The 10977-nt window shown below is 69.9% G+C and carries 10 protein-coding genes and 1 tRNA gene; 9 read left to right on the top strand and 2 right to left on the bottom strand.

Annotated features, from left to right (window positions below; translation table 11 throughout):
- On the top strand, positions 1–290 hold a 290-nt coding region (locus tag ACFHNC_RS04255), incomplete at its 5' end, for a hypothetical protein (protein WP_437167966.1).
- Positions 291–754: 464 nt separating this feature from the next.
- Here the strand turns inward: ACFHNC_RS04255 and ACFHNC_RS04250 are convergent.
- Positions 755–844, bottom strand: a tRNA-Ser gene (locus ACFHNC_RS04250).
- 452 nt (positions 845–1296) lie between these two features.
- Here ACFHNC_RS04250 and ACFHNC_RS04245 point away from each other — a divergent pair.
- The 6 genes from ACFHNC_RS04245 (at position 1297) to ACFHNC_RS04220 (ending at position 7412) form a co-directional block, all read left to right on the top strand.
- Positions 1297–1500 carry a hypothetical protein gene (locus ACFHNC_RS04245; protein ID WP_437167965.1) on the top strand — a complete coding sequence of 68 codons (204 nt, stop codon included), beginning with the start codon at positions 1297–1299 and terminating at the stop codon, positions 1498–1500.
- A 95-nt stretch (positions 1501–1595) separates the two neighbouring features.
- Positions 1596–2654 (top strand): lipid A deacylase LpxR family protein, encoded by a 1059-nt coding sequence (locus tag ACFHNC_RS04240; RefSeq protein ID WP_437167964.1) that lies wholly within the window; start codon positions 1596–1598, stop codon positions 2652–2654.
- Positions 2655–2766: 112 nt separating this feature from the next.
- Positions 2767–4227 carry an amidohydrolase family protein gene (locus tag ACFHNC_RS04235; RefSeq protein ID WP_437167963.1) on the top strand — a complete coding sequence of 487 codons (1461 nt, stop codon included), beginning with the start codon at positions 2767–2769 and terminating at the stop codon, positions 4225–4227.
- A gap of 62 nt (positions 4228–4289) precedes the next feature.
- Complete coding sequence (locus tag ACFHNC_RS04230; protein WP_437167962.1) at positions 4290–5252, top strand: lytic murein transglycosylase; 963 nt, start codon at positions 4290–4292, stop codon at positions 5250–5252.
- A complete protein-coding gene (locus ACFHNC_RS04225) occupies positions 5252–6184 on the top strand; it encodes an RlpA-like double-psi beta-barrel domain-containing protein (protein WP_437167961.1) in 933 nt (310 codons plus the stop codon). The genes ACFHNC_RS04230 and ACFHNC_RS04225 overlap by 1 nt, the downstream gene beginning before the upstream one ends.
- Positions 6185–6212: 28 nt before the next feature.
- Positions 6213–7412 carry a D-alanyl-D-alanine carboxypeptidase family protein gene (locus ACFHNC_RS04220; protein ID WP_437167960.1) on the top strand — a complete coding sequence of 400 codons (1200 nt, stop codon included), beginning with the start codon at positions 6213–6215 and terminating at the stop codon, positions 7410–7412.
- Between the two features lie 38 nt (positions 7413–7450).
- Here ACFHNC_RS04220 and ACFHNC_RS04215 read toward each other — a convergent pair whose 3' ends face one another.
- Complete coding sequence (locus ACFHNC_RS04215) at positions 7451–9154, bottom strand: methyl-accepting chemotaxis protein (RefSeq protein WP_437167959.1); 1704 nt, start codon at positions 9152–9154, stop codon at positions 7451–7453.
- Positions 9155–9286: 132 nt separating this feature from the next.
- Between ACFHNC_RS04215 and tmk the strand changes: the two genes are divergently transcribed.
- Together tmk and ACFHNC_RS04205 are read left to right on the top strand one after the other, a co-directional pair.
- Entirely contained in the window at positions 9287–9910 is a 624-nt protein-coding gene (tmk, locus tag ACFHNC_RS04210) for a dTMP kinase (protein WP_437167958.1), read from the top strand.
- Positions 9907–10974: a DNA polymerase III subunit delta' gene (locus ACFHNC_RS04205; protein WP_437167957.1), complete on the top strand. Its 1068-nt coding sequence runs from the start codon at positions 9907–9909 to the stop codon at positions 10972–10974. The genes tmk and ACFHNC_RS04205 overlap by 4 nt, the downstream gene beginning before the upstream one ends.
- Positions 10975–10977: the final 3 nt, after the last annotated feature.

Raw genomic sequence — 10977 nt, 5'->3', positions numbered from 1 at the left:
TGGTTCTCCAGTCTCAGGCGAACTGGGGCGCGATCGAGAGGATGAACCAGGGCAAGCGGATTGTTCGCAGCAATGCGATCGATCTGCATAAATCGGCGGTTGCTGCGTGGCTCGTCGAGGCGTGCCTGAGAAATGCTGGCCATGATCTGAACGTCACCAGTATCGATTCGGCGCCGATCATTTACCCGTTCACGCTTGGCGGCTCGACTTCATACGTCCTGTCGATGTCGCAAGCGCTCGAAATGCGGGTTGATGGCGCAGGCAATCGAGTCATCGGTCTGGCGAACTGACAGAGCGGCCAGGCGAAAAGCCCGAACTGATTACAGTGCCAGTATCACATGGGTGCCGAGTGCAGGTCGAATTCCACGGCGGCAGCATGCTCGCAACGTATTGTTATTTTTATATTATCTTGTCCGTACTAAAGCGGCCAAGTCAGGAGGTCCGGAGAGAAAGGGCCTTCGGAGAGCGATTTTCGCCCATCTCGGCTTCAGGCCAGTCAACAGGTTTGCCCTCAAAACCCCAGGAAACCTGCCACTCAGCGCGGCACTCGGTCAGGCGGAGAGTGCGGCTCGTATGGGAACTGGCGGAGCGGAAGCGATTCGAACCGAGGGTACGCCGATGAAGTGCGCTTTGAATCGGCGTATTTCGCACGTCTGTGTCCGGTGCTGTACGCCGGCAGCCGCCGAGGGTTGTGGGGAGAGAGGTGGGGAGAATGGACGCTCGGGCCTCCAAGTCGGCTCCGTCATTCGACCTGTGGCGGATAGGGTGGGATTCGAACCCACGGTAGGCTTTCACCCACGCTGGTTTTCAAGACCAGTGCCTTAAACCGCTCGGCCACCCATCCCAGTGCTGCAACCTACCGCAGGCCGTGCCCCGGGGAATATACCCGTTAGGCGGCAGGTCATCGGCCAAGCCCAGTACCCCATCGATGTGGTGCGGCCAATCCGGTGCCTCCCATCGCGCCAGACGCCGCAGTTGCGCGTCACGCGGGGGGGGGGGGTGGCCGGAGCGGTGTAATTCGCGGCAGCGCAGAGCGATGACACGCGCCAGAAGGGGGCGGCCGGCCAGGCCACGCTGGGGGCGCTGTTCTGGCCGGAGAGAGCTGGGCCGAACTCGCGCCCGCCCCGCTGATGGACCCTGTCCCGCACCATCAGCCGGAGCCGGTGCAATCGAAGGCCCAAAGCAGTATAATGCTCAATCTGCTGCTGCGGACGGTCTGCTCGTCCACCTGATCACCGCATTCGCGGTGCCGGAGCATTCCCCTCACCGGCTGGCGTGCTGAGGGCGTATCGGGCGATGAACCCGGACCTGCTGGTAGCCGGCCCTTTGCTGGCCGAGCAGCAGGCAAACTTCCCGGCGGAGCAGCCTATCTGGGCGCTCCACGCCCGCGGCTTCGCCGCGCTGGCGGAGGCCTCAGGCTTCAACGTGATCGTCGGCGGGAATGACTGGGTGACCGTCACCGCGACCTCCAACGATCCGGCAACCCTGCACCTGGCGTGAGATGCCGATCTCGTGACAGCGCCATCGTGACGTTGTTGCGCCTTCGTTGCGGGTAGCGGCGTTGCTTGCGCCACCGGCAATGGATAGATCGCGGCATGAACAAAACCGTCCTGCTGCTGACGCTGCTCCTCGCCCCGCTGCCGGCCTTGGCCCAAGGCGTCCTGGCCCAGGGCGTCCTGCCCACGCTGCCGGATGCGCTGACGCCGACGGTCGGCATCGTCACGCCGCCGCCGCCGGACCCGTATGGCAGCTGGACCTTCAACTATGAAAACGACACGCTGGGCGGCACCGACCAGAATTATACCAGCGGCCTGCAGCTGGCCTGGCGCTCACCCTCCGCGGAACTGCCAGGCCCGCTGCGCTGGCTGAATGAGCAGGCCACCCGGCTGCTTGGCCCCGGCCAGGTCCGCTGGGGCGCCGGCTTGGCGCAGGCTATCTACACCCCGTCGGATACCCAGCGCCGTAATCCGGACCCGCGCGACCGACCCTATGCCGGGCATCTGTATGGCGCGCTGGTGCTGCAGCGGGATACCGGCTTCGCGCTCAGCACGCTGGAGATTCAGGCCGGTGTCGTCGGCCCGGCGGCGCTCGGCGAATTCGTGCAGAATTCGGTACATGAGGCGATCCGCGTCGACACCACCCAGGGCTGGGACAGCCAGTTGAAGGATGAATTCGCGCTGAACGTGGTTTTCGAGCGCACGCGCCGCACCGCACCGCTGGAAATCGGCGGGTTGCAGGCGGATCTGCTGCCTTCCTTCACCGTGGCGCTTGGCAATGTCGCGACCTATGCCGGTGCCGGGCTTGCCATGCGGGTGGGGCAGGGGCTGGACGCGGATTTCGGCGCACCACGCATCCGCCCAGCCCTCGTCGGCTCCGCCTTCTTCCAACCGCGGGAGGCATTCGGCTGGTACGGCTTCATTGGCGGCCAGGGCCGCGCCGTGGCGCGCGACATCTTCCTGGACGGCAATACATGGCGGGATGGCGGCCCTTCCGTCGACAAGCGGCCGCTGGTGGCCGATGTGACGGCTGGCCTCGTCGTGCATTACCGGGGCCTGCGGGTGGCCTACAGCCATGTCTGGCGGACGGAGGAGTTCTACGGCCAGCGCGGCGGTCTGCAGAGTTTCGGCTCCGTAGGCTTCACGGCCCGGTTCTGAAATCGGCCGCGGCGGGACCGCGGCCTCTTTTCGGGTTGCGGCTGCAATCGATTGCGGGCACCTTTTCCCTACAAGCTCCGGTGGCGGGGCGGTGGGAAGAAACGGGGCCTCCATGAACCAAACCGAAGCCTCCGGCCCCGGCCGGCGTGCGCTGTTCGTCGCCGGCGTGGCGGCCTCCGCCCTTGCGATGTCCCGGCCGCGCGAAGCGGCCGCGCAGCCCCAGGCGGCGGTGTGGCAGCCCATCCTGCTGCGCGGCGCCTACATCCTGTCCATGGACCCGGCCATCGGCGACCTGCCGCAGGGCGATATCCTTGTGCAGGACGGCGTGATTCGCGCCGTGGCCGCCAGCATCCCGGCGCCGGAGGGTGCGCTGGTGATCGAGGCCGCCGGGCGCATCGCGCTGCCGGGCATGGTCAACGGCCATATCCATCTGGCGCAGTCCATGCAGCGTGGCCTGTCCACCGAACATGCCTTTGGCGGCTATTTCCAGACCATCGTGCTGCGCCATTCCAACCGCATGCGGCCCGCCGATGTGCAACTCGCCGACCATGCCGGCGGGCTGGAACAGATTGCCGCCGGCGTCACCACCGTGATGGATTGGTCGCGGGAGACGATGTCCCCCGACCATGCCGATGCCGCACTCGCCGGGCTGGATGCGGCCGGCATCCGCGCCGTTCTCGCTTACACCGCGCCCCCCATCCCGCAGGGCGGCGATGCGGCCGCGATCCATGGCCGGATGATCGCCCATGCCCGCAGCTTGCTGGCGGCCCGTGCGGAGGGGTTGGTGCGGATCTGGACCTGCCTCCAGGGGCCGGACTTCACGCCGCTGCAACCCGCTCTGGCCGATATGCGCCGCCTCGCGGAGCTGGGCGTGCCGATCGCCATCCATACCGGCGCCTCCATCTACCCCAACCGCAAGCCCGGCCTGCTGCGGCTGCTGGACGCGCAGGGCCTGCTGAATGAACGGCTTCAGATCGTCCACGCCAACGGCCATGAGCCCGACGAATACAAGCTGGCCGCCGAGCGCGGCGTGATGCTGTGCTCGACACCGGAGGTCGAGATGCGGATGGGCCATGGCCACCCCGCCATGTTCCAGGCGGCCGCGGCGGGGATGAGGGTCTCGGTCGGCACGGATATTCCCTCCATGGTCGGCGGCGGGCTGCTGCCGCAATTGCGCGTGGCGCTGGCGGCGGAGTTGCACCGGATCAACCTCGCGGCGCTGGCGGCCGGGCATGGGGTGCCCGCCACGCCGCCCGTCACCGCCCGGCAGATGCTGGAATTCGCCACCATCGGCGGCGCCCGCGGCCTGGGGCTGGACCGCGTGACCGGCAGCCTGACGCCGGGCAAACGCGCCGATCTGCTGCTGGTGCGCGCGGACCAACCGCTGACGGCGCCGCGCAGCGACCCGGCCGGGCTAGTGCTGTTGCAGGCCAGCGCTGGGGAGATCGAGACGGTGCTGGTGGATGGCCGCTTCCGCAAGCGCGATGGCCGGCTGGTGGACCCAGGCGCGGAGGCCGTCTTCACCCGGCTTCAGGCGCGGGCGGAGGAGATGGCGGCCGCCGCCTCACGCTAGCCTGTTTGACGCCAGCGCAACCGTGCGTTGCCCCGCCCCCCCGGGCTGTGGCATCCAGCGGCATGAACCCGACTCGGCGCATCATCTTCTCCGCCGCTGCCCTCCTGATCGCATCGCGCGCGCAGGCGGCCAGCCAAGGCTTCGATGCCTTCCTCAATGGCGTTCGCGCGGATGCGCGGCGTGCCGGCATCTCGCAGGGCACGCTCAACCGGGCGCTTGAAGGGCTGCGCCCGAATGACCGGGTGCTGGAGTTGGACCGGCGGCAGCCGGAATTTACCCAGACCTGGGAACAATACCGCGACGCCCGCCTGTCGCAGCAGCGCATCGATGCCGGCCGCCGCGCCTTTGCCGACAACCGCGCGACGCTGGATGCGGTGCACGGGCGTTTCAGCGTCTCGCCCCGCATTGTCACGGCGATCTGGGGGCTGGAGACCAATTACGGTGGCTTCATGGGCAACATGAATGTCATCCAGTCCCTGGCCACGCTGGCCTGGGACGGACGGCGCGCCACCTATTTCCGCAACGAACTGCTGGCCGCGCTGAAGATCATCGATGCCGGCCATGTGGCGCCGGATCGGATGCGCGGAAGCTGGGCCGGCGCCATGGGCCACCCACAATTCATGCCGAGCAATTTCGAGCGCCTGGCCGTGGACATGGATGGCGATGGCCGCCGGGACATCTGGGACAATCGGGCCGATGCGCTGGGCTCGATCGGCAACTACCTCGCCCGCTCCGGCTGGCGCGATGATGAGCTGTGGGGGCGGGAAGTGGTGGTCCCGCCGGGCTTCAACCCGGAGCAGGCCCGCCGCGACAACATGCGCCCGCTGCGGGACTGGGTGCGGATGGGCGTGCGTCGGCCGGATGGCGTCGAATTGCCGCCGCTCGACATGCAGGCGGCGGTGCTGATCCCCGGCCCGAGCGGGCAGGCGTTCCTGATCTATCATAATTTCAATGTGATCCGCCGCTACAACCCCTCCAACTTCTATGCCCTAGCGGTCGGGATGCTCTCGGACCGCGTCGCCTGATGCGGCGTGCCTGGTACGGGTTGGCGGCGGCGATCCTGCTCGCCGGGGTGGCGGGCTGCGCGCGGCGGGATGCCGGGCCGGTCGCGCAGCCGCGCTACATGATCGGCGCGCCCTATCAGATGGGCGGGCTGTGGTCCTACCCGCGGGAGGATTTCGGGCTGCAGGAGACGGGGCTCGCCGTTGCCAGTACCGATACCCGCGCCGGCCGCCGCACCACCAATGGCGAGGAGCACGACCCCACCGCGCTCTCCGCCGCGCATCGCACCTTGCAGCTTCCCGCGGTGCTGGCGGTGACCAATCTGGAGACCGGACTGCAGGTCGAGGTCCGGGTGAATGACCGTGGGCCGGAGAATCCCGGCCGCGTGGTCGCGCTTTCGCGCCGCGCGGCGGAGCTGATCGGGCTGCGCCCCGGCAGCGTGGCGCAGGTGCGGATCGCGGTGGTGGGGGAGTCCTCGCGCGCCTTCGCCGCCGGCCTGCCGAATACCGAGGCGCCGCCGCTGGACATCGCGGCCGCCCCGCTGGGCGAGGTCGGGCGCGAAGACCTGGCCCCGCCGCCCGGCGCCACCCAGGCCGCGCGGCTGCGCCAGGCCCGGCAGTTCCCGGGCGCCGGCCAGAGCGGCGCGGCCACGGCCGCTGCCACCGGCGCGGCCCCGCCGCTGCGCCTGCCGGAACGGGTGACCCGCGTTGCGGCACGGCCCGGTGTGCTCTGGGTGGAACTCGCCACCTTCTCCCGCCGCGACCTTGCGGACCGGCAGGCGGCGCGGCTGGCCGGGTTGCGGGCGCGGGTGGATGTGCTGGGCGGGCGCGGCCGCGGGGTGCAGCCAAGCTACCGCGTGCGGCTCGGCCCCTTCAGCAGCGTGACGGAGGCCGACAGGGCGCTTGAGGCGACTCTGCGCGCTGGCGTATCCGAGGCACGACTCCGCGTTGACTGAAGCACGCTGCGACACAGGGAGGCTGCCAATGCGCCGCCGCGACATGATGGGGGCCGCCGCCGGTCTCACCACGGGTCTCACCACGGGCCTGATGGGCAGGGAGGCGCTGGCGCAGCGCGCCGCAAGGCCGGCGCCCGCGCCGACCAGCCCGGCCAGCACGCCGCTCGGGCCGCTGGATACCAGCGCCCGGCACGCCGTGATCATCGATTACGACACGGGGGCGGTGCTGCTGGACAAGGCGTCTGAGGAGCGCATGCCGCCATCCTCCATGTCCAAGCTGATGACTATGTATGTGGTGTTCGAACTGCTGAAGAATGGCCGGCTGCGGATGGACCAGCAGTTGCCGGTCAGCGAGCGCGCCTGGCGCATGGGCGGCAGCAAGATGTTCGTCGGGGTCGGCACCTCGATCAGCGTCGAGAACTTGACCCGCGGCGTCATCGTGCAATCCGGCAACGACGCCTGCATCGTGCTGGCGGAGGGTATCAGCGGATCGGAAACGCAGTTCGCCGAGCTGATGAACGAAACCGCGCGCCGCATCGGCCTGCGCGACAGCAACTTCCGCAACGCCACCGGCTGGCCGGATCCGGAACATCGCATGACCGGGCGGGACCTGGCCACGCTGGCGCGGCGGATCATCCGCGACTTCCCGGAATACTATTCCATCTACAATGAGCGCAGCTTCCGCTGGAACGACATCTCGCAGGAGAATCGCAACCCGGCGCTCAGCCGCGTGGCCGGCGCGGATGGGCTGAAGACCGGCCATACCGAGGAAGCCGGCTACGGCCTGACCGCATCCGCCATCCGCGGCGGGCGCCGCCTGATCCTGGTGGTGAACGGCCTGCCCTCGATGCGCGCCCGGGCGGAGGAGAGCGAGCGGCTGTTCGAATGGGCGTTCCGCGAATTCGAGAATGTGGTCGTGTTCCGCGCCGCCGATACGGTGGAAGAGGTGCCGGTCTATCTGGGTGACCGCGCCACTGTGCCGCTGGTGGCTGGCCGTGACCTCGTGCTGACCCTGCCACGGCAATGGCGCCGCAACCTGGAGGTGCGGGTGCGCTACGACGCGCCGGTGCCGGCGCCCGTGAGCAAGGGCCAGAGCATCGGCACGCTGCTGATCGCCGGGCAGGGGGTGCCGGAGATGAATGTGCCGCTGATTGCCGGCGCGGATGTGGACCGGCTCGGGATGTTTCCGCGCATCCCGGCCGTGATCGGGCGCTGGTTCGGCGGCTGAAAGGCTGGGGGGCCTAGGCCGCCCCCCATGGCGCCGCCTCAGGCCGCGCGAATGCCAGCGAGAAAGCGGTCCACCTGGCTGCGAAGCCCCTCCGCCTGCCGTGACAGCACGCCGGAGGCGGAGCGCACGTCATTCGCCGCCTGGTTGGTGCGTTCCGCCCCATCGGCGAGGCCGGAGGCATTGCGGCTGGCGTTCAACGTGCCGGTCGCGGCCTCGGCCACCGAACGGCCGATTTCCTGCGTTGTCGCCGCCTGTTCCTCCGCCGCCGCCGCCACCTGGGCGGCGATGCCGTTGAGCGACTGGACGGTGCGTGCGATGCCCTGGATGGCGGCCACCGCGGCCTGGGTCTCGGCCTGCATCTGGCCGATCTGGCCGCCGATTGCCTCCGTCGCCTTGGCGGTCTGCGCGGCGAGGGTCTTCACCTCGCTCGCCACCACCGCGAAGCCCTTGCCGGCCTCCCCGGCGCGGGCGGCCTCGATCGTGGCGTTCAGGGCGAGGAGGTTGGTCTGGCTGGCGATATCGCCGATCAGCCGCACCACGTCGCCGATCTTCGGGGCACCGGAGGCGAGGCTTGCCACCGCGTGGTCCGTGGCGCGGGCTTCATCCGCCGCCTGATTGGCGACGCGCGCGCTTTCGGCCACCTGGCGGGCGACCTCGGCGATGGAGGCGGCCATTTCCTCGGTGGAGGCGGCGACCGTCTGCACATTGGCGCTGGCCTGCTCGGCCGCCGCGGCCACGGTGGTGGCCTGGGATGCGCCTTGTTCGGCGGTGCGCCCCATCTCGCCGGCCGTCGCATCCAGCTCCGTTGCCGCGGAGCTGACCGCGCCCAGCACTTCCGCCGCCTCCGCCTCGAAGCTCCGGACCAGCGCATCGATGCGCCTGGCGCGTTCAATCTGCGCCTTCGCGGCTTCCTCCTGCGCCTCCCGCGCCTGGCGGCCGGCGGCGAGGCCGTCGCGCAGTTGCAACAGGCTGGCGGCCATCCGGCCGACCTCGTCCTTCCGCGTGGTGCCTGGCACCGCCGTGGTGTCGTCGCCATCGCGGATGCGGGCCATCGCGGCCTCCAATTCCGTGATCGGCCGCACCACGCTGCGCTGGATGAAGGCCACCACGCCGAGCGCCACGGCCAGCAGAAGGAGGCCGATGCTGCCGAGGACGACCATGGCCGTGCGCTGACCCGCGCTCGACATGGTTGCGGATTCGCTTCGCACCTTGTCGCGCATGGACTGGGCGAAGGCGGCAATGCGCTCATAGAGGCCGTCCACCGCGACGCGGCCATCCGGGCTGTTCCACAGCGCCTCGATCGCATCCGCATGGCCCGGCGCGCTGGCGCGCTTCACCGTATAGATCTGGCCGGCGATCTGGCGGATGCGGGTGACGGTCTGGCGTGTATCCGCCACCATCTGCGTCGCGAGGCCCTGTCCGGTCTGTTCCATCAGCCCGGCGCGGCGTTCAATCTCGGCCAGCAGGCCGTTGATCCGGGCCTCCAGCGGCGGCAGCGCGCCTGGATCATTGTCCAGCAGGCGGATGTTGTTGATGTTGCGGACGACGTTCTGGATGTCGCCCCGGATGGTCAGGGCATGGCCCGCCACCTCGACCTCCCGGCCGACCATCTCCTCATAAGCGCCATTATCGCCGCGCCATTCGCGCACGAGATATCCGGCGCCGCCGAGATTCAGCAGGCCGAGAAGGCCCACCACCACGAGGATCTTTATCCTCAGACTTGCCTCGGAAAGCCATGCCATCGCCAGACCGCTCCATGTCCTGCCACGGCCAGGGAGGGCACATGGTGGCGCCTTTGTTGCAGAAGCGGCTTAACGGCGCGTTTCCCGCGGCGCGCGGCTTGAGTGCGGCGCGGGAAGCGGCGAGATAGGGCCATGCAGCAGCACGGCCGGTTCATCACCCTGGAAGGCGGCGAGGGGGCGGGGAAGTCCACCCAGGCGCAGCGCCTTGCCGCGCATCTGGCGCAGCGCGGCCTGCCGGTGCTGCTGACGCGTGAGCCAGGTGGCGCGCCGGGGGCGGAGGCGATGCGGCGGCTGTTGCTGGGCGGGGCCGGGCTGGACCCGATGGCGGAGGCGCTGCTGGTGTTTGCCGCGCGGCGCGACCACCTGGTCAGCACCATCCGGCCGGCGCTGGCGGCGGGCATGTGGGTGATCTGCGACCGCTTCACCGACAGCACCCGTGCCTACCAGGGGTATGGCCAGGGCGTGCCGGCGGCGGCGATCGAGGCGCTGGCCGGCATTGCGCTGGAAGGGCAGGGGCCGGCGCTGACGCTGGTGCTGGATCTGCCAGTCGAGATCGGCATGGCGCGCGCGCGCCGCCGCGGCGTCGCGGCGGATCGGTATGAGAGGCTGGACGCCGCCTTCCACCAGCGCATCCGCGACGGCTTTCGCGCCATCGCGGCGGCGGAGCCGGGCCGCTGCGCCATGGTGGATGCGACACCCGGCGTGGAGGACGTGGCCGCGCGGATCGCCGCCCTGGTCGATCGGCGGCTGCCATGAGCCGCGCGCCGCGCGCCCCGAAGGAACAGGTCTTCGAGGACGATCCGGACCTGCCCATCCGCGCCATGCCGGACCTGTTCGGCCATCACGCGGCGGCAGGGACGCTGCAACGCGCCGCACAATCGGGCCGGCTGCCGCATGCCTGGATGCTCGCCGGGCCGCCGGGCATCGGCAAGGCGACGCTGGCCTATCGCTTCGGCCGTTGGCTGCTGGCCGGCGGGGCGGAGGGCCAGGTGCCACCGGGCGAAACGCCACTGCATCTGGACCCGCAGCACCCGACCTTCCGCCGCATCCTGGCCGGCGCCCATGCGGATTTGCGCGCGCTGCGGCCGAATACGGGCGAGAAGGGCGGGGTGAAGATGGTGATCCGGGTGGAGGATGTGCGCGCCGCCATCCGCTTCCTGGCGATGACCCCGGCCGAGGGCGGCTGGCGCTTCGTGCTGGTCGATGGCGCCGAATCGCTGCGCCCCGAAGCCGCCAACGCCCTGCTGAAGACGCTGGAGGAACCGCCACCGCGGGCCGTGCTGGTGTTGACCACCGCGGCGCCGGACCGGCTGCTGCCCACCATCCGCAGCCGCGTCCGCCGGCTGGACCTGTCCCCGCTCGCTCCCGCCGAGCTGGACCCGCTGTTGATGCGCCTGCTGCCGCAGTTGAACACCACGGAACGCGCGACGCTTGGGCAGATCGCGGAAGGCTCGGCCGGGCAGGCGGTTGCGCTGGCGGAAGGCGAGGGGCTGGCCTTGCAGGCTTTGGTGGATCAGGTTCTTGGCGACCTCGGTAACCGGCGGCATTGGCATCCGGTGGCGGATGCGGTGGCGGCGAAGCGCGATGGCAGCGGCTTCGCCACCTTCATCGCGCTGCTGCGCCGGGCGATTTCCGCCGGCGTGCGACAGGCGGCGCGCGGGCAGCAGGGACCAGTTTGGCTGGAGGGGCGTCCGCTTGCCGAGTGGTCGACCCTGTGGGATAGCCTTGGACGGCTCGCAGCCGAGACGGATGTGCTTAGCCTGGACCGCAAGCAGGCGGTGCTGACGGCGCTACTCTGGCTCTCGCCGTCCCGGCGCTGATGG

It is taken from the genome of Falsiroseomonas sp. E2-1-a4, from assembly GCF_051433165.1.
GTDB lineage: Bacteria > Pseudomonadota > Alphaproteobacteria > Acetobacterales > Acetobacteraceae > Falsiroseomonas.
The sequence above is the reverse complement of the archived record's forward strand: the minus strand, read 5'-3'. Positions and strand labels throughout refer to the sequence as shown.

What these genes read in the sequence shown, in the direction of transcription:
- ACFHNC_RS04215 (WP_437167959.1), bottom strand. Translation starts at nt 9,154, where the DNA reads ATGGCATGGCTTTCCGAGGCAAGTCTGAGGATAAAGATCCTCGTGGTG.
- ACFHNC_RS04225 (WP_437167961.1), top strand. Translation starts at nt 5,252, where the DNA reads ATGCGGCGTGCCTGGTACGGGTTGGCGGCGGCGATCCTGCTCGCCGGG.
- tmk (WP_437167958.1), top strand. Translation starts at nt 9,287, where the DNA reads ATGCAGCAGCACGGCCGGTTCATCACCCTGGAAGGCGGCGAGGGGGCG.
- ACFHNC_RS04230 (WP_437167962.1), top strand. Translation starts at nt 4,290, where the DNA reads ATGAACCCGACTCGGCGCATCATCTTCTCCGCCGCTGCCCTCCTGATC.
- ACFHNC_RS04205 (WP_437167957.1), top strand. Translation starts at nt 9,907, where the DNA reads ATGAGCCGCGCGCCGCGCGCCCCGAAGGAACAGGTCTTCGAGGACGAT.
- ACFHNC_RS04245 (WP_437167965.1), top strand. Translation starts at nt 1,297, where the DNA reads ATGAACCCGGACCTGCTGGTAGCCGGCCCTTTGCTGGCCGAGCAGCAG.
- ACFHNC_RS04220 (WP_437167960.1), top strand. Translation starts at nt 6,213, where the DNA reads ATGCGCCGCCGCGACATGATGGGGGCCGCCGCCGGTCTCACCACGGGT.
- ACFHNC_RS04240 (WP_437167964.1), top strand. Translation starts at nt 1,596, where the DNA reads ATGAACAAAACCGTCCTGCTGCTGACGCTGCTCCTCGCCCCGCTGCCG.
- ACFHNC_RS04235 (WP_437167963.1), top strand. Translation starts at nt 2,767, where the DNA reads ATGAACCAAACCGAAGCCTCCGGCCCCGGCCGGCGTGCGCTGTTCGTC.